Raw genomic sequence first — 18,805 nt, 5'->3', positions numbered from 1 at the left:
AGGGCGTTCCTTCGGACGCACAAAGTACTCTAGCACTTTGAATGCACGCATCGTGCTTTTCCGAAGATCGGAGATCGGTTTTCGGGCCGACGCGAGAGGAGAGGATTTCTAAATGACCATTGCGCGCAAATTGCTTTCGGCAGGCGCCGCGGCAAGCCTTCTGGCCGCTGCCGCCTGCACCACCACCGGCCCTTCGGAGCCGATCGCAGCGGCGCCCAAGGGCGTCGAGGGCAACTGGATCGACGCCAAGGGCACCGGCCTCTCGACTTTCGCAGCCGGCAGCTTCACCACCGTCGCGACCGATACCGGCCAGAAGCTGTCCGAGGGCAGCTACACCATGACCGGCGCGACCTCGGTCGAGATCCACGGCACCTCGCTGATCCGCCAGACGCCGGTCAGCTTCAACTGCCTGATGGTCTCTACCAGCCAGCTCAACTGCACCAGCTCCAGTGGTCAGAATTTCGTGCTGACGCGCCGGGCCTGAGCTCAGGCAGAGATCGACTTTGTTGAGGATGGCGGCGCGAGCCGCCGTCCTTTTTTGTGCCGGCAAAATCCCCTCCCGATTTCCGCTTGCATCGGCCAAAACGCGATGTGAACATGACCCGAAGCTGACTGTTACCTTCCAGCCAAGCGAGGGCTTTAAGCACTTCAAGTCAGCTCATCCGGGAGACGAGAATGAAGAAATTTGCCGCCATTGCCGCCCTTTCCGCATCAGCACTTGGCCTCTCGGCCGGAGCGTCTTTTGCCGACTACACGCTGAACATCCTGCATTTCAACGATTGGCATAGCCGCATCGAAGGCAACAACAAATACGAGTCGACATGTTCCGCGGAGGAGGAGACCAAAGGCGAGTGCATTGGCGGCGCCGGCCGGCTGGTCACGGCGATCGCACAGGAGCGCAAGAAGCTCCAAGGTCAGAACGTGCTGCTGCTCAATGCAGGCGACAGCTTCCAGGGATCGCTGTTCTACATCACCTACAAGGGAGCAGCGGAGGAGGAATTCCTCAATCAGCTCAAGCCCGACGCGGTGACGCTCGGCAACCATGAGTTCGACGACGGCGAAAGCGCGCTTGTGCCTTACCTCGACAAGGCGAAGTTCCCGGTGGTCAGCGCCAACGTCGTGCCCAACGACAAGTCCGGCGCCCACGGCAAGATCAAGCCGTCCATCGTGGTCGAGGTCGGCGGCCAGAAGATCGGCATCGTCGGCGCCGTCACCAACGACACTCCGGAACTCGCCTCGCCCGGCCCCAACATTGCCATCGCGGACGACGTCAAGTCGATCACCGCCGAGGTCGAGAAACTGAAGGCGCAGGGCATCAACAAGATCATCGCCGTCACCCATATCGGCTACAACCGCGAGCGCGACGTCATCGCGAAAATCCCCGGCGTCGACGTGGTGGTGGGCGGCCACAGCCACACGCTTTTGTCGAACACCGATCCGAAGGCGGCAGGCCCCTACCCGACGATGGTCGACAACCCCGACGGCTACAAGGTGCCGGTGGTGCAGGCGGCGTCCTATTCGAAATATCTCGGCGAATTCAAGGTCGTGTTCGACGACAACGGCGTCGTCAAGTCGGCCAGCGGCGACCCGATCTTTCTCGACAAGTCGATCACGCCCGATCCGGCGGTGCTCGCCCGCATCAAGGAGCTTGGCGCGCCGATCGAGGCGCTGAAGAACAAGGAAGTGGCGGAGACCACCAAGCCGATCGATGGCAGTCGTGAAAGCTGCCGCACCCGCGAATGCGAAATGGGCAATCTCGTCTCCGACGCCGTCCTCGATCGGGTCAAGGGCCAGGGCGTCGAGATCGTCATCTCGAATGGCGGCGGACTGCGCGCCTCGATCGACCAGGGCACCGTGACCATGGGCGAAGTGCTGACGGTGCTGCCGTTCCAGAACACGCTGGCGACCTTCAAGATCTCCGGCAAGGACCTGGTCGCCGGTCTCGAAAGCGGCGTCAGCCAGGTCGAGGACGGCGCCGGCCGCTTCCCGCAGGTGGCCGGCTTGAAATATGCCTTCGACAAGTCGGTCGCGCCCAATGCCGGCCGCGTCAAATCGGTCGAGGTGATGGAGAACGGCGCCTGGGTGCCGATCAATCCGGACAAGCAGTATCTCGTCGCCACCAACAACTACGTCCGCCAGGGCGGCGACGGCTACAAGGTCTTCGCCGAAAAGGCCACGGACGCCTATGACTACGGCCCGGGCCTGGAGCAGGTGGTGGCCGACTATCTCGGCGCGCACCGCCCCTACACACCGAAGCTCGACGGCCGCATCACCGAGATCGGCGCCACGACAGCGGCCGCGGAGCCGGCAAAACCTGCCGAGACCGCCACGACGCCGCCTGCCGCCCAACCCGCGAAGCCGGCCGAGACGGCGCCGGCGGCCACCGAGCCTGCCATGCCGGCTTTGCCGTCCAATTCCGGCGACATCGCCGGGACGCCGCCGGCCGTTCCGACCGAGACGGCACCGGCAACGTCGGAGACAGCAAAACCTGCCGAGACTGCGCCGGCGACCGCCGCCCCTGCGACCGAATCCGCCAAGCCGGCCGAAACAGCGCCCGCCGAGGCCAAGCCGGCCGCGACCGGTCCGGAGGCCAGCCCAGAGACCAGCCATGTGGTTGCCGCCGGCGACACCTATTGGGATCTGGCCAAGAAAAACTATGACGACGGCAGCAAATGGAAGCTGATCTCCGAGGCCAACAAGGACTACAGGCCGCGCCGTCTGCCGCTCGGAGCAACGCTGACAATTCCGCCGGCCGCAAAGTAACCTTTCGCCGGAAGTTCATGGCGCCCGTCCGGGAGACCGGACGGGTGTTCCGTTTTCAGACGCAAACGCGGTAAGGTGCGTCCAGACGCAGCATTCCAAAACCGGCATGGCATCGCTAGTTTTCGCACCGACAACCGGAGACCGTCGATGACGCTTGCCAATCCTGCCGATGCGAAAGCCGCCAAGACCGCCGGTCCGGCGCCGGCGGGTGCCGCGCCGGCGAAGGCGGGCAAGATCGGCATCATGCTGATCAATCTCGGCACGCCCGACGGCACCGATTTCAAGCCAATGTGGCGCTATCTCAGAGAATTTCTCTCCGATCCGCGCGTCATCGAGCTCAACAAGGCGATCTGGTATCCGATCCTCTACGCGCTGGTTCTCACAACGCGGCCGACAAAGTCCGGCGCCAACTACGCCAGGATCTGGAACCGGGAGAAGAACGAGTCGCCGCTGCGCATCTTCACCCGCTCGCAGGCGGAGAAGCTCGCCATTGCGCTTGCTGACTTGCCAACCGTCGTGGTCGACTGGGCCATGCGCTACGGCAATCCCTCGACCGGCAGCGTCGTCCGCCGGCTGGTCGAGCAGGGCTGCGAGCGCATCCTCACTTTTCCGCTCTATCCGCAATATTCGGCGACGACCACGGCGACGGCGAACGACCAGCTGTTCCGGGCGCTGATGAAGATCAGGCAAGCGCCGGCCATCCGCAGTGTGCCGCCCTATTATGACGAGCCAGTCTATATCGACGCCCTCGCCCGTTCGATCGAGCAAAACCTGGCGACGCTCGATTTCGCGCCGGAGGTGGTGATCACCTCCTACCACGGCATCCCAAAACCCTATTCCGACAAGGGTGACCCTTACCAGGGGCATTGCCTCGAGACGACGAGGCTGCTCAGGGCAAGGCTCGGCTGGGACGAGAAGAAGCTCATCACCACCTTCCAGTCGCGCTTCGGCGCCCAGGAATGGCTGCAGCCCTACACCGACGTCACTATCGAGAAGCTGGCGAAGGACGGCGTCAAATCGATCGCGGTCGTCAATCCAGGTTTTTCCGTCGACTGTATCGAGACGCTGGACGAAATCGGCCGCGAGGCCGCCGAGACATTCCACCATGCCGGCGGCAAGAACTTCGCCCACATCCCTTGCCTCAACGACAGCGCCGAGGGCATGGCAGTGATCGAGGCGCTGGTGCGGCGGGAACTGTCAGGCTGGGTCTGACGTCCGATAATAGGCGGCGAAACCGGTTCGCAATAGCCTTCGCTAACCAATATTCGCGATCACCTGATTGTAACGCTTCGGAAACACACTTAAGTGATTCCGCGAGGTCGCCGCCTTTTGAGGGAGAAACGAAATGGGGTTTAGCGGTTTCGATATTGCCATCATTGTTCTTGTATTCCTCGTCATCATCCTTCTTTTCAAAGGCATCAGAACGGTGCCGCAGGGCTACAACTACACGGTGGAGCGTTTCGGCCGCTACACCAAGACGCTGACGCCCGGCCTGAACATCATCAATCCGATCTTCGAGCGCGTAGGCGCCAAGATGAACATGATGGAGCAGGTGCTCGATGTCCCGACGCAGGAGATCATTACCCGCGACAATGCAATCGTGGGCGTCGACGGCGTCGCCTTCTACCAGGTGTTGAATGCCCCGCAGGCCGCCTATCAGGTCTCCGGGCTGCAGAACGCTATCCTCAACCTCACCATGACCAACATCCGTACCGTCATGGGCTCGATGGACCTCGACGAATTGCTGTCCAACCGCGATGCGATCAACGAGCGGTTGCTGCGCGTCGTCGATGAGGCCGCGCACCCGTGGGGCATCAAGATTACCCGCGTCGAGATCAAGGACATCAACCCGCCGGCCAATCTGGTGGATTCGATGAGCCGCCAGATGATCGCCGAGCGCGACAAGCGCGCCCAGATCCTGGCCGCCGAAGGCATGAAGCAGTCGCAGATCCTCGAGGCCGAAGGCCGCAGGGAAGCCGCCTTCCGCGATGCCGAAGCGCGCGAGCGTTCCGCCGAGGCGGAGGCCAAGGCGACCCAGGTGGTGTCGGAAGCCATCGCCAAGGGCGACGTGCAGGCGATCAACTATTTCATCGCGCAGAAATACACCGAGGCGCTGGCCAGGATCGGCTCGTCCAGCAACAACAAGATCGTGCTCATGCCGTTCGAAGCCTCATCGCTGATCGGTTCGCTCGGTGGCATCGGCGAGATCGCACGCGAAGTGTTCAAGGCCGACGGCCCTTCCGGCCCGCAACGTCAGGGCGCGCGCACGCCGCTCGTGCGACCGTCGGACAATTGAGGCACGCCATCTGGGTGGGAGAAGGTCAATGATCGAGCGCATCGTATCGGAACTCGGCCCGTGGAACTGGATGGTCCTCGGATTCGTGCTGCTGGTGATGGAAATCGTCGCGCCCGGCGTGTTCATGCTGTGGATCGGCATCGCCGCGCTGATCATCGGCGCGGTTTCGCTGCTGATTTGGGATGCTGCCTTCTGGACTTGGCAGCTCCAGGTGCTCGCCTTCCTCGTGCTCTCCCTGGCCTCAGCCTTCGTCGGCAAGAAGCTGGTGGGTGATCGTGCCATCAATGCGGACCAGCCGCTGCTCAACCGCCGCGGCGCTCAGATGGTCGGCCGCACGGCGACATTGGCCGAGCCCATCAAGAATGGCCGCGGCCGCATCCGCCTCGGCGACACGCTGTGGCGTGTCTCCGGCCCGGACCTGCCCGTCGGCACCCAGGTGCGTGTGACCGGCGCCGCCGACACCGATCTGGAGCTGACGGTGGAGGCCGTCTGAGTTTGCGGATTTCCTATTCTGAAGCCGCTTGGGATCAGGCCTGCGTGTCCTGAGTCTCGCCCATCTCAAGCGGCGCCGATGCGCAGCAGATCGTGCAGATGCACTAGCCCCACGGGGCGATCGGCCTCGACCACCATCAGACTGGTGATGGCCGATGTATTGATCGTCTGCAGCGCCGTCGCCACCAGCGTGTCGGGGGCAGCCGTCTTCGGCTTCTTTGTCATCACCTCATCGACGTTCATCGACAGAAGGTCATCGGCAATGTGGCGGCGGATGTCGCCGTCGGTGATGATGCCGATCAGCGAACCGTCGGCGCCGGTGATCGCCACGCAGCCAAAACCCTTGCGCGACAGCTCGACGATCGCTTCGCGCATTCCCGTGCCCGACGGCACCAGCGGCAGCCGCTCGCCGACATGCATGATCTCGCGCAGTTGCATCAGATTGGCGCCGAGCTGACCGCCGGGATGGAAGGTGCGGAAATGGTCCGGCGTGAAGCCGCGCGCCTCGAGCAGCGCGATCGCCAGCGCATCGCCCATGACCAGCTGCAGCAGCGCCGATGTCGTCGGCGCCAGCCCGTGCGGACAGGCCTCCGGCGCGGCCGGCAGCAACAGCACGACGTCGGCGGCGCGCGCCAGCGCCGAATTCTCGCCCGAGGTGATGGCGATCAGCGGGATCGAAAAGCGTCTGGAATAGGCGACGATGCCCATCAGTTCCTTGCTCTCGCCCGACCACGACATGGCGATGATGGCGTCGTCCCTGGCGATCATGCCGAGATCGCCGTGATTGGCCTCGGCCGGATGGACGAAGAAGGCAGGCGTGCCGGTCGAGGCGAGCGTCGCCGCGATCTTTGAGCCGATATGGCCGCTCTTGCCGACGCCGGTGACGATGACGCGGCCCTCGATCCGCGCGATGGCATCCACTGCGGCAGCGAACGGTTCGGACAAGCCGTTGCCGAGAGCGGCTGCAAGCGCGGCCATGCCGGCCTGCTCCGTCGCCACCGTTCTCAGCGCCGATTCAATCGCTGCCTGCCTGTCCGGCTGCTTTCTTTCTGAGGACCCCGCGTGCATGGCAGATGCCATTAGCGCCATGTCGCCCGCCTGTCCAACGGAATTCCCGTCTCGCGTGCGTCGCGGACAGGGTCCTTGGCCTGTTTCAACCCTCCGTTAACCATCCGCATTTACGGTCCGGTAAGTATGGCGCGCCTGCGCCGCGCAAGCAGTGGTGATGATGTTCGGCGGCGAGCCAGATACGAAAAAGGGCCGGAAGTGCATTGCCGTTGCAGCGCTTTTGCTGACGGCAAGCATCGTCGCCTTGCTGCGCACGGTGCCGGCATTTTCGCAGGAAACCGAGTTGCGCGGCGAGGTCTCCGAAGCGGCAATCCTGGCCGACCAGCAACGCAAGGCGAGACAGTTGCGCCCGCAGGGATCGCTGGATCAAGCGGTTCCAGCGACCCAGACGGCTGAGGACCAGACGCCCGCCAACCCTTATGAGCCGGCAAGCCCAGGCGCGGTGCCCGACGACGACCAGACCGGGGGCGCGGAGGGCAGCATCCTCAACCAGCCGCGAGTCACCGACGACCCCTTCGCCGACAATCAAACAATGGCCGCGCCGCGCCCGCCTCCGACTGCAAGGCAGAGTGCGGGTGCCAAGGCGAAAAGCGATGCCAAGGCGGCCGACAAGAAAAACGCCAACAAGAAGCCTGGCCAGACGGCCGACAGCACGGCCAAGGCCGCCACCGGCGATCCGGCCGAAACGGCGGCCACCGAGGATGACGGCGCGAACCGCCGCGCCGTCACCATCGACAGCGTCGACCGGCAGAAGCTCGATCCCGGCGCGGAGCGCACAGGATCGATCGAGGGCCAGAAAGTGAGGCTGGAGGACGATCCCTTCGCCGCCCCCGGCATCAAGCTCGGCACCTTCGTCTTCCGTCCGACACTCGAGCAAGGCCTCACCGCGACTTCCAATGCCGATGTCAGCGCCGGCGGCAGGTCGGCTGTGCTGTCCGAAACCGCGCTGCGTTTCTCCGCCACCTCCGACTGGCGCGAGAATTCGGCCGTCATCGACGGCTACGGCCTTTTTCGCAACACGCTTTCGGGCCAGAAGATCAACGATGCGCAGGGCCGGATCGAAGGCCAGCTCAGTGTCGACCTCGACAATGAACTGCGCGCCATCGCCAGGCTCGGCTATGAAGCGGTGCCGGAATCGGCGTCCTCGCCGGATGCGATTGCCGGCGTCACCTCACAGCCGCTGCGGCAGACCGTCGACGGCAGCCTCGGCATCGAGAAGGATGTCGGCAAGATGCGCTACGCGCTGACCGGCGCGGTCTCGCATGATTTCTATGGCGACGCCAAGCTCTCGGACGGCACCGTCTTGTCGCTGAAGGATCGCGACTCGACACTCTACTCTGCGACCTTGCGTACCGGCTATCAGGTCTCACCGGCCATGACGCCATTCGTTGAAGTGGAAGCCGGCCGGCGGATCTACGATCTGCGCCTCGACAGCAACGGTTTCGAGCGCTCCTCGACGCGGCTCGGCGCGCGCGCCGGCCTCGAGCTCGACATGCGCGAGAAGCTCTCCGGCGAGTTCTCCGTCGGATGGCTGCGCGAAGGCATCGACGACGACCGTCTGCCGGCGATTGCGGGGCCCTACGTCAACGCCGACCTCAAATGGTCGCCCGAGCGCGGCACCATCATCGGGCTGACCGGAAGAACCACGGTCGAGACCACGACCATCGCTAACGAGAGCGGCGACCTCCTCTATTCGGGCCGGCTCACCGGCGAGCGGCAGGTCCGCGCCAACCTGACGGCGAATACAGCGCTGGGGCTCGATTGGCGCGACTACACCGGCTCCGATGGCCACGATCTGATCCTGAGCGCCGAGGCCGGCCTGACCTGGTGGCTGAACCGCTATGCCGGCCTCACCACAAGAATCAGGACGGAGAAGCTCACCAGCAACCTTCCCGGTCGCGACTATGTCGCCAACAGCGTCTATCTCGGCCTGAAGGTGCAGCGCTGACACTTCGTGATCCTCGCGCCAGCGACGCGGACGCGGAGATCCGAAGGATCAACGCCGCTTAACCGCCTAGGAAGCGGCGCCGATCCGCTCCGCCGGCCGCACCTCATCCAGCAGCGTGCGGATGACCCCGGCCATGCTCGCATTCATGTCGCTGCGCCAGAGCGCGAAGGCGACATTTGCCTCGACGAAGCCTTCCGGCGAGCCGCAGTCGAAGGTGCGCCCCTTATAGTGATAGCCGTAGAAGGGCTGCTGCTTCTCCAGCTTCAGCATCGCATCCGTCAGCTGGATCTCGTTGCCGGCGCCGCGCTCCTGGCTTTCGAGGATGCCGAAAATCTCCGGTTGCAGGATGTAGCGCCCGTTGATGAAGAGATTGGAGGGCGCCGTGCCCGCCTTCGGCTTCTCCACCATGGCGGTGATGCGAAAACCGTGATGGGTGTCCTCGCCACGGCCGACGATGCCGTATTTATGGGCCTCGGCCGGGTCGCATTCCTGCACGGCGATGATGTTGTTCCCGGTCTCGGCATAGAGTTCGACCATATCCTTCATGCAGCTTTTTTCCGACTGCATGATCATGTCGGGCAAAAGCAGCGCGAACGGTTCGTCACCGACCAGTTCACGCGCGCACCAGACGGCATGGCCAAGGCCCATCGGCACCTGCTGGCGGGTGAAGCTGGTCTGGCCAGGCGCTGGCTGCAGCCGCTGCAGGCGGGCGAGCTGGTCGTCCTTCCCGCGCTGGGCGAGCGTATCGTAGAGCTCGAACTGGACGTCGAAGTGATCCTCGATGACCGCCTTGTTGCGCCCGGTCACGAAAATGAAATGCTCGATGCCGGCGTCGCGCGCCTCGTCGACCACATATTGAATGACCGGCCGGTCGACGACCGTCAGCATCTCCTTCGGGATGGCCTTGGTGGCCGGAAGAAACCGTGTGCCGAGACCGGCGACCGGGAAAACTGCCTTGCGAACTCGCTTCATGCTCCACCCATACGTCTAAGCCCATTATCCGCGCGGCCATCCGCTCCGCAATCCCCCCGAACATTTTCGCGCCGGAATGTTGAATTACCCGAGCGGCTGGCCTGAAAATCGAAAGTTAAAGCACCGACCTCTCTTTTCGTTCCTAATGGCACCTATGGTAAACTAAATACTAACCGGGTTCGGCGTTGAATGATCCTTCCTAATTTTGATGAAGGAGGAAAAGGATGTCCGTTCGCAACAGCGCAAGGCGCCTGACGGCATTTGTGACGGCCGCGAGCCTCACGCTTGCCTTGCTGATGCCCGCCGGACCCGCTTTCGCCGATGCGGGTTTCCGCCAGTGGGTCGCGGGCTTTCGTGCCACCGCGGTTTCGGGCGGCGTTTCCGGCGCAGTCTACGACAAGGCCATGAGGGGCATCGAGCCCGACCCGGTCGTGCTGGAAAAGGCCCGCACCCAGCCGGAATTCACCGCCCCCGCCTGGGATTATTTCGACAACCGCGTGCATGACCAGTCGGTGACCAATGGTCAGGCAATGGCGCGCAAATGGAAGCCATGGCTGGATCGGATCGAGGCACGGTTCGGTGTCGATCGCCATATCCTTCTCGCCATCTGGTCGATGGAATCGAACTATGGCGAGATCCTCAAGCGCGACGACATCATGCGCAATGTCATCCGTTCGCTGGCGACCCTTGCCTATGGCGACCCGAAGCGCTCGAAATATGCCCGAACCCAACTGATCGCGGCGCTGAAGATCCTGCAGACCGGCGACATCGATGAAAGCCATCTCATGGGTTCCTGGGCGGGCGCGATGGGTCAGACGCAGTTCATCCCGACCAGCTATCAGCACTACGCGGTGGACATGGACGGCAATGGCCGGCGCGACATCTGGAATTCGATACCCGACGCGTTGGCGACTGCCGCCAACCTGCTCAGGAAGAACGGCTGGCAGGCGGGTAAGACCTGGGGCTATGAAGTGACCTTGCCGCCGGGCAAGCTGCCGGCCGGATCAAAGACGCTGGCGCAGTGGCAGGCGCTCGGGGTCGCCAGGGCCAACGGCAAGCCGTTCAGGAACCTGAGCGACAAGGCGACGCTCAAGGTGCCGGACGGCAGGGGCGGACCGGCCTTCCTGATGATCAGGAATTTCTCGGTCATCAAGGCTTACAACAATGCCGACAAATATGCTTTGGCCGTCGGCCTGCTCGCCGACGAAATCGCCGGTGGTACCGGCCTTGTGCAGGACTGGCAGCGGCCGTTCACCAAGCTCAGCTTCGAGCAACGGCAGGAACTGCAGAAGCGGCTTTCCGAGCACGGTTATTATGACGGCAAGTTCGACGGCAAGATCGGCGAGGGGTCGAAGGCCGCCATCATGGCCTACCAGGCGAAGGTAGGCTTGAGCCAGGATGGCTATCCGAGCCTGGAAGTGCTGAAATGGCTCCGGAAGCAATAGAGCCGCCCATGGCGTGAAGCATCCTTTCAAAAGCGGAAAGGATGCTGTAGCGCATCGGCCCGCGCATGACTTGCCGGCTTTTCACGCTGTCATGCGCCAAGGGATGGAGACTTTCATTGGTTACGGTCGCGAGTGTCTGGCTGATCGTTCGCCGCCTGCCGATCCTCGTCCTGGCCATCGCCGTGCTTGCCGTCGCCGGCTCGAGCGCCTTTCATACCCCGGCTTTCGCGCAGGAAGACGGAAACCGCGGCTGGTCGCTGCGCGATCTTCTTTTCCCGCGCCGCAGCGAGCGCATTGAACCCCCTGCCAATGTCCAGCCGGTGAGGCCGAAGCCGAAGGCCAGAAAACCCAAGCCGCGCCCGCCGGCCGAGCCGGAGGCGCCGGCCGTCGAAAAGGCGCCGGATGCGCGCGTCGTGCTGGTAGTCGGCGATTTCCTGGCGGGCGGGCTCGCCGAGGGTCTGGAGGTCGCCTTTGCCGACAATCCGGCGGTCAGGATCGTTTCGCGCAGCAACGGCTCGTCGGGCTTCGTGCGTGACGATTTCTACAATTGGCCGGTCGAGATCAAGTCTCTGATCGAGACGGAGAAGCCGTCCGTCGTGGTGGTCATGCTTGGCTCCAACGACCGCCAGCAGATGCGCGTCGGCGACGTCCGCGAGCAGCCACGCTCCGAGAACTGGACCAAGGAATACGAGCACCGCACCGATGCGCTGGGCAAGGCCATTCAAGATGCAAAGGTGCCGTTCCTGTGGGTCGGCATGCCGGCGTTCGGGGCGGCAAAAATGACCTCGGACATGCTCGCCTTCAACGACATCTATCATTCAGCCGCACAGACCCATGGCGGCGAGTTCGTCGATGTCTGGGACGGCTTCGTCGACGAGAACGGCGCCTTCGTCACCTCCGGTCCGGACATCAACGGCCAGCCGGTGCGCCTGCGCTCCGACGACGGCATCAATGTGACCAAGGCCGGCAAGCGCAAGCTTGCCTTCTACACCGAAAAGCCGCTGGCCAAGATCCTTGGGCTGGCGGCACCCGGAAGCGTCACCACGGTTTCCGCGCCGGCCGGCGCTCCGGTCGAGGCGTCGAAGCCTGCCGCGGCCCCTGTCATCGTCGACCGCACCGCGCCGATGCTGCTCAGCGACCCCGCGCTCGACGGCGGGACCGAGCTGCTGGGTGCCGCACCGCCAGCCAAGGCCGATCCGAACCTTCCCGGCGAAAAGCTGACCGTCGAGGGCAAGGCGCCCGTCGCCTCGCCCGGCCGAGCCGACGATTTTTCCTGGCCGCCGAAGACGCCGACCGCTTCGTCGGAGACCTCGACAGCGGTGCGTCGGTAGGGCCGCTGCAGGGAGACTCAGCGGGGGAGTACGCTAGACCCCATCAGCGCCTCGTCGATCGCGCGCGCTGCCTGGCGGCCTTCGCGGATCGCCCACACCACCAGCGACTGGCCGCGACGGACGTCGCCCGCGGCATAGAGCCTGTCTATGCTGGTTCTGTAGACGCGGTCGTCGGCCTCGACGTTGCGCGAGCGGCGGCTGTCGGTGACCATTTTTATCTCGCCGTCCAGCTCCTTCATCACGCTGTCGTTCGCCGGACCGGCAAAGCCGATGGCGATGAAGGCGAGATCGGCGCGGATGACGAACTCGGTGCCGGCGATCGGCTTGCGCTTCTCATCGACCTCGCAGCAGCGGACGCCGGTCAGCTGTCCGTCCTCGCCGATGAATTCGAGGGTCGCCACCTGAAATTCGCGCTCCGCGCCCTCGGCCTGCGAGGAAGACGTGCGCATCTTCGTCGCCCAGTAAGGCCAAACCGCGAGCTTGTCTTCCTTCTCCGGCGGCTGCGGACGGATGTCGAGCTGCGTCACGCGCACCGCGCCTTGCCGGAAAGCGGTGCCGATGCAGTCGGACGCGGTGTCGCCGCCGCCGACGACGACGACATGCTGGCCGCCGGCGATGATCGGATGTGACGGCCACGCCACCGATTGGATCGGCTCGCCACCGACGCGGCGGTTCTGCTGCACGAGATACGGCATGGCGTCATAGACGCCGCTGAGATCGTCGCCCGGGATGTTGGCCGGGCGCGGCGTTTCCGAGCCGCCGCAATAGAGCACGGCGTCGTGCTCGGCGAGGAGCTCGGCAACCGGCTTGTCGACGCCGACATTGACGCCGCAATGGAAACTCACGCCCTCGCCCTGCATCTGCTCGATGCGGCGATCGATGTAATGCTTCTCGATCTTGAAGTCGGGAATGCCGTAGCGCATCAGCCCGCCCGGCCGGCTCTCGCGCTCATAGACATGCACATCGTGGCCGGCGCGGCCGAGCTGCTGGGCGGCGGCCATGCCGGCCGGCCCGGAGCCGATGACGGCAACCCGCTTGCCGGTCTTTTTTTCCGGCGGGTAGGGCCGGATGTGGCCGGTCTCATAGGCCTTGTCGGCGATCGCCTCCTCGACCGTCTTGATGGCGACCGGAATGTCCTCGAGGTTCAGCGTGCAGGCTTCCTCGCAAGGCGCCGGGCAGATGCGGCCGGTGAACTCGGGGAAATTGTTGGTCGAATGCAGGTTGCGGATCGCGCTGTCCCAGTCGCCATTGTAGACGAGGTCGTTCCAGTCCGGGATCTGGTTGTGGATCGGGCAGCCGGTCGGTCCATGGCAGAACGGGATGCCGCAATCCATGCAGCGCGCGGCCTGTTTCTCGACCTCCTTGTCCGACATCGGCAGCGTGAATTCGCGGAAATGCCGGATGCGATCCGAGGCAGGCTGGTACTTCTGCACCTGCCGGTCGATTTCGAGAAACCCTGTTACCTTGCCCATAGTCCAGTCCCTGCTGTCCGAAGGCGCGCTCGAAAGTCTAGCTTGTCGGCGCACCCGTTAACCTCATTAGGCCGCCGTGGCAACCTTGGCCCGAGGTCAGGATTGTTGGTGAGGATGCCGGCCGGGCGATTACCTCCCCGGCCGTGCCCAAAGCCTATTCCGCCGCCACGCTCATGCGCATGCGCTCCATCTCGATCAGCGCGCGGCGATACTCGACCGGCATGATTTTCCGGAATTTCGGCCGGAAGCTTGCCCAATTGTCGAGGATCTCGCGGCCGCGCACCGAGCCCGTGTAATGGACGTGGTTCGAGATCAGCTGATAGAGCCGCTCCTCGTCATGGCTTGTCATGTCACCGGAGACGTCGACGCGGCCCTTATGGTCGAGGTCACCGCCATGATGGAGCAGCTTCTCCATCAGGTCGTCCTCTTCCGGAACGGGCTCCAGCTCGACCATCGCCATGTTGCAGCGTTCGGCGAAATCGCCCTTCTCGTCGAGCACATAGGCGACGCCGCCCGACATGCCGGCGGCGAAGTTGCGGCCCGTTTTGCCGATGACCACTACTATGCCGCCGGTCATGTATTCGCAGCCATGGTCGCCGACGCCTTCGACGACGGCAACGACGCCGGAATTGCGCACCGCGAAGCGCTCGCCGGCGACGCCGGCGAAATAGGCCTCGCCCTCGGTCGCACCGTAGAGCACCGTGTTGCCGACGATGATCGAGTCGGCCGCGACGATCTTGGCCTCTTCCGGCGGCCGGATGACGATGCGGCCGCCCGACAGGCCTTTGCCGACATAATCGTTGCCGGCGCCGACCAGCTCGAAGGAAACGCCGCGCGCGAGAAACGCACCGAAAGACTGGCCAGCCGTGCCGGTGAGCTTGACCTGGATCGTGTCCTCGCGCAGGCCTTTGTGCTTGAAGCGCTTGGCGACTTCGCCCGACAGCATCGCGCCGGCAGAGCGGTCGACATTGCGGATCGGCAGCTCGATGCTGACCGGCTGCTTGGCTTCCAGCGCCGGCTTTGCCAGCTCGATCAGCTTGCGGTCGAGCACGTCGTCGATCGGATGCTTCTGCCGCTCGGTCCAGTGCAGCGCCTCAGGCGGCGCCTCCGGCTTGAAGAACATCTTCGAGAAGTCGAGCCCGCGCGCCTTCCAGTGCTGGATCACGTCGCGCTTCTCCAGAAGGTCGGTGTCGCCGATGATCTGGTCGAGATGGGTGAAGCCCATTTCGGCGAGCAGCGCGCGCACCTCCTCCGCCACATAGAAGAAGAAGTTGATGACATGCTCCGGCGTGCCCTTGAAGCGCTTGCGCAGCACCGGGTCCTGCGTCGCCACCCCGACCGGGCAGGTGTTCAGGTGGCACTTGCGCATCATGATGCAGCCGGCCGCAATCAGCGGCGCGGTCGAGAAGCCGAACTCGTCGGCGCCGAGCAGCGCGCCGATGATGACGTCACGGCCGGTGCGCAACCCGCCGTCGACCTGCAGCGCCACGCGGGAGCGCAGGCCGTTGAGCACCAGGGTCTGATGCGTCTCGGCAAGGCCCATTTCCCACGGGCTGCCGGCATGCTTGAGTGAGGTCAGCGGCGAAGCGCCGGTGCCGCCGTCGTAGCCGGAGATGGTGATGTGATCGGCGCGCGCCTTGGCGACGCCCGCCGCAACCGTGCCGACGCCGACCTCCGACACCAGCTTGACCGACACATCGGCCGCCGGGTTGACGTTCTTCAGGTCGTAGATCAGCTGCGCCAGATCCTCGATCGAATAGATGTCGTGATGCGGCGGCGGCGAGATCAGGCCTACGCCGGGGGTCGAATGCCTGACCTTGGCGATGGTGGCGTCGACCTTGTGTCCGGGCAACTGACCGCCCTCGCCGGGCTTGGCGCCTTGGGCCACCTTGATCTGCATGACATCGGAATTGACCAGATATTCCGCCGTCACGCCGAACCGCCCCGACGCGACCTGCTTGATCGCCGAGCGTTCCGGATTCTTGCCGCCGCCGGGCAGCGGCAGATAGCGGTCGGCCTCTTCGCCGCCCTCGCCGGTGTTCGACTTGCCGCCGATTGCGTTCATCGCGCGCGCCAGCGTGGTGTGCGCTTCCCGGGAGATCGAGCCGAAGGACATAGCGCCGGTCGAGAAGCGCTTGACGATCTCGGCCGCCGGCATGACGTCTTCGATCGCGACCTTCTTGCGGCCGGTCTCTTCCGCCAGCTTGATCTCGAACAGGCCGCGGATGGTCTGCGCTCTAGCTGTCGCGCTGTCGATCTGCGCCGAATACTCCTTGAACGTGTCCCAGGAGCCCTGGCGCACGGCATGCTGCAGGCTGGCGACCGCATCCGGCGACCACATATGCGCCTCACCGCGCATGCGGAACATGTATTCGCCGCCGACCTCGAGATTGTTGCGCAGCACCGGGTCGTTGCCGAAGGCATCGGCATGGCGGCTGAGAGTCTCGGTCGCGATCTCGTCCAGCCCGACGCCTTCGATCAGCGTCGCGGTGCCGGTGAAATACTTCTCGACGAAGTCCGACTTGAGCCCGATTGCGTCGAAGATCTGCGCACCGCAATAGGACTGGTAAGTCGAGATGCCCATCTTGGACATCACTTTGAGGATGCCCTTGCCGATCGACTTGATGTAGCGGGAGACGACCTCGTATGCGTCGACCTCCTCCGGCAGCTCGCCGCGCCTGTGCATGTCGAGCAGCGTGTCGAAGGCGAGATAGGGATTGATCGCCTCGGCGCCATAGCCGGCCAGGCAGCAGAAATGATGCACCTCGCGGGGCTCGCCGGATTCGACGACCAGTCCTACCGCGGTGCGCAGGCCCTTGCGGATCAGGTGATGGTGCACCGCCGCCGTCGCCAGCAAAACCGGAATGGCGATGCGGTCCGGCCCGACCTGGCGGTCGGACAGGATGATGATGTTGTAGCCGCCCGCGACCGCCGCCTCGGCGCGCTCGCAGAGCCGGTCGATGGCGCCTTGCATGCCGGCAGCGCCCTCGTTCGAACCGTAGGTGATGTCGATCGTCTTGGTGTCGAAGCGGTCCTCGGTGTGTCCGATGGAGCGGATCTTCTCGAGATCGCCGTTGGTGAGAATCGGCTGGCGCACTTCAAGCCGCTTGCGGCGCGATGTGCCGATCAGGTCGAAGATGTTCGGCCGCGGCCCGATGAAGGACACCAGGCTCATCACCAGTTCCTCACGGATCGGGTCGATCGGCGGATTGGTGACCTGAGCGAAGTTCTGCTTGAAATAGGTGTAGAGCAGCTTCGACTTGTCCGACATCGCCGAGATCGGCGTGTCGGTGCCCATCGAGCCGACCGCTTCCTGGCCGGTAGTGGCCATCGGCGCCATCAGAAGCTTGGTGTCTTCCTGTGTGTAGCCGAAGGCCTGCTGGCGGTCGAGCAGGCTGACATCCTTGCGCAGCGCCCGCGGCTCGACCGGCTTCAGCTCTTCAAGAATCAACTGCGTGTTGGCGAGCCAGGTCTTGTAAGGATGCCTGGTCGCGATCTCCGACTTGATCTCCTCGTCGGAGATGATGCGGCCCTTTGCCAGATCGATCAAAAGCATGCGGCCGGGCTGCAGCCGCCACTTCTGCACGATCTTTTCCTCCGGCACAGGCAGCACGCCGGCTTCCGAAGCCATGATGACGCGGTCGTCGTCGGTGACGATGTAGCGCGCGGGGCGCAGGCCGTTGCGATCGAGCGTCGCGCCGATCTGGCGTCCGTCGGTGAAGACGACCGCCGCCGGCCCGTCCCACGGCTCCATCAGCGCGGCATGGTATTCGTAGAACGCCTTGCGGTCGGAATCCATGAGCTTGTTGCCGGCCCAGGCTTCCGGGATCAGCATCATCATGGCGTGGCTTAAGCTATAGCCGCCCTGAAACAGGAATTCGAGCGCATTGTCGAAGCACGCCGTGTCGGACTGGCCCTCATAGGAGATCGGCCACAGCTTCGAGATGTTGTTGCCGAACAGCTCGGAATCGACCGAGGCCTGACGCGCCGCCATCCAGTTGTTGTTGCCGCGCACCGTGTTGATCTCGCCGTTATGCGCGACCATGCGATAGGGATGCGCCAGCTTCCACGACGGGAAGGTGTTGGTCGAGAAGCGCTGGTGGACGAGGATCAGCGCCGTGTCGAAGCGCGGATCCTTGAGGTCCTTGTAATAGGCGCCGACTTGGTAGGCGAGGAACATGCCCTTGTAGACGATGGTGCGCGCCGACAGCGACACGCAATAGGCGCCGACATCCTTGTTGTCGTTCTCGGCATAGATGCGGCCCGAGATCACCTTGCGCAGCAGGTAGAGCCTCGCCTCGTATTCCTCGTCGTCCGGAATGTCGGCCGTGCGGCCGATGAACACCTGGCGATGGAACGGCTCGGAGGCGACAATCTCCGGCGCCTTCGACAGCGACGAATTATCGACCGGCACGTCGCGGAAGCCGATCAGCGGCAGCCCTTCGGACTGGGCCGATTCGGCGATGATGTCCTCGATATGGGCGCGAAGTGCTGCGTCCTGCGGCATGAACCAGTGGCCGACGCCATATTGGCCTGCCGGCGGCAGTTCGACGCCCTTTGCGGCCATCTCATCGCGGAAGAACCGATCCGGAATCTGCACCAGCACGCCGGCGCCGTCGCCGACCAGCGGATCGGCGCCGACAGCGCCGCGATGGGTGAGGTTTTCCAGCATCGCCAGACCGTCCTCGACGATCTGGTGCGACTTTACGCCCTTCATGTTGGCGATGAAGCCGACGCCGCAGGCGTCATGCTCGTTGCGCGGATCGTAGAGGCCCTGCGCGATCAAACCATTGGCGGTGGTACCAGTTTTGACGGCTGGCGCTTTCGTCTGCGCGGCCTGGCCGTTGATCGCAGATGGCGTCAGTTCCGTCATCGTCCTGTCCTCCGTTCCGCACCCTTGGCGGTGATTTCCCTCGGGGCGCTGGTTTGCCTTGGGAAGCACGATGCTTCCCTTCGTCCTTGCTGCACGTCTCGCGAAATTCTTGCCGAACTATGCGGCCATACGCCCGGTTCGCATC

Annotated in this window: 12 protein-coding genes; 8 read left to right on the top strand and 4 right to left on the bottom strand. The window is 64.1% G+C overall.

The window, feature by feature from the left end; all coding sequences use genetic code 11:
* Window positions 1–112 precede the first annotated feature (112 nt).
* The 5 genes from CK224_RS05960 (at window position 113) to CK224_RS05940 (ending at window position 5,552) form a co-directional block, all read left to right on the top strand.
* A complete protein-coding gene (locus CK224_RS05960; protein ID WP_067002507.1) occupies window positions 113–484 on the top strand; it encodes a hypothetical protein in 372 nt (123 codons plus the stop codon).
* Between the two features lie 191 nt (window positions 485–675).
* Complete coding sequence (locus CK224_RS05955; protein ID WP_095781120.1) at window positions 676–2,763, top strand: 5'-nucleotidase C-terminal domain-containing protein; 2,088 nt, start codon at window positions 676–678, stop codon at window positions 2,761–2,763.
* A gap of 147 nt (window positions 2,764–2,910) precedes the next feature.
* Window positions 2,911–3,975: a ferrochelatase gene (gene hemH / locus CK224_RS05950; protein ID WP_095781119.1), complete on the top strand. Its 1,065-nt coding sequence runs from the start codon at window positions 2,911–2,913 to the stop codon at window positions 3,973–3,975.
* Window positions 3,976–4,108: 133 nt separating this feature from the next.
* Window positions 4,109–5,059, top strand: a complete 951-nt coding sequence (locus CK224_RS05945) for an SPFH domain-containing protein (RefSeq protein WP_067002512.1) — start codon at window positions 4,109–4,111, stop codon at window positions 5,057–5,059.
* Between the two features lie 28 nt (window positions 5,060–5,087).
* On the top strand, window positions 5,088–5,552 hold the full coding sequence (locus tag CK224_RS05940) for an NfeD family protein (RefSeq protein ID WP_095781118.1): 465 nt from the start codon (window positions 5,088–5,090) through the stop codon (window positions 5,550–5,552).
* Between the two features lie 65 nt (window positions 5,553–5,617).
* Here CK224_RS05940 and CK224_RS05935 read toward each other — a convergent pair whose 3' ends face one another.
* On the bottom strand, window positions 5,618–6,619 hold the full coding sequence (locus CK224_RS05935; protein WP_067002758.1) for a KpsF/GutQ family sugar-phosphate isomerase: 1,002 nt from the start codon (window positions 6,617–6,619) through the stop codon (window positions 5,618–5,620).
* A 160-nt stretch (window positions 6,620–6,779) separates the two neighbouring features.
* On the opposite strand from CK224_RS05935, the gene CK224_RS05930 reads away from it, so the two are divergent.
* Window positions 6,780–8,567: an outer membrane beta-barrel protein gene (locus CK224_RS05930; protein ID WP_095781449.1), complete on the top strand. Its 1,788-nt coding sequence runs from the start codon at window positions 6,780–6,782 to the stop codon at window positions 8,565–8,567.
* A 66-nt stretch (window positions 8,568–8,633) separates the two neighbouring features.
* Here CK224_RS05930 and galU read toward each other — a convergent pair whose 3' ends face one another.
* Complete coding sequence (galU, locus tag CK224_RS05925; RefSeq protein ID WP_095781117.1) at window positions 8,634–9,539, bottom strand: UTP--glucose-1-phosphate uridylyltransferase GalU; 906 nt, start codon at window positions 9,537–9,539, stop codon at window positions 8,634–8,636.
* A gap of 224 nt (window positions 9,540–9,763) precedes the next feature.
* Between galU and CK224_RS05920 the strand changes: the two genes are divergently transcribed.
* Together CK224_RS05920 and CK224_RS05915 are read left to right on the top strand one after the other, a co-directional pair.
* The gene (locus CK224_RS05920) at window positions 9,764–10,984 is read left to right on the top strand and encodes a lytic murein transglycosylase (RefSeq protein ID WP_095777123.1); all 1,221 of its coding nucleotides are present in this window, start codon (window positions 9,764–9,766) and stop codon (window positions 10,982–10,984) included.
* Window positions 10,985–11,100: 116 nt separating this feature from the next.
* Window positions 11,101–12,315 (top strand): DUF459 domain-containing protein, encoded by a 1,215-nt coding sequence (locus tag CK224_RS05915; RefSeq protein WP_176477862.1) that lies wholly within the window; start codon window positions 11,101–11,103, stop codon window positions 12,313–12,315.
* A 17-nt stretch (window positions 12,316–12,332) separates the two neighbouring features.
* Here the strand turns inward: CK224_RS05915 and CK224_RS05910 are convergent, their stop codons facing one another.
* Both CK224_RS05910 and gltB read right to left on the bottom strand, forming a co-directional pair.
* On the bottom strand, window positions 12,333–13,787 hold the full coding sequence (locus tag CK224_RS05910; protein ID WP_095781115.1) for a glutamate synthase subunit beta: 1,455 nt from the start codon (window positions 13,785–13,787) through the stop codon (window positions 12,333–12,335).
* Window positions 13,788–13,941: 154 nt separating this feature from the next.
* Window positions 13,942–18,660 (bottom strand): glutamate synthase large subunit, encoded by a 4,719-nt coding sequence (gene gltB, locus CK224_RS05905; RefSeq protein ID WP_095781114.1) that lies wholly within the window; start codon window positions 18,658–18,660, stop codon window positions 13,942–13,944.
* Between the last annotated feature and the right edge of the window lie 145 nt (window positions 18,661–18,805).

The organism is Mesorhizobium sp. WSM3862 (assembly GCF_002294985.1).
GTDB lineage: Bacteria > Pseudomonadota > Alphaproteobacteria > Rhizobiales > Rhizobiaceae > Mesorhizobium.
This window is presented reverse-complemented; position numbering and strand designations above follow the sequence as displayed.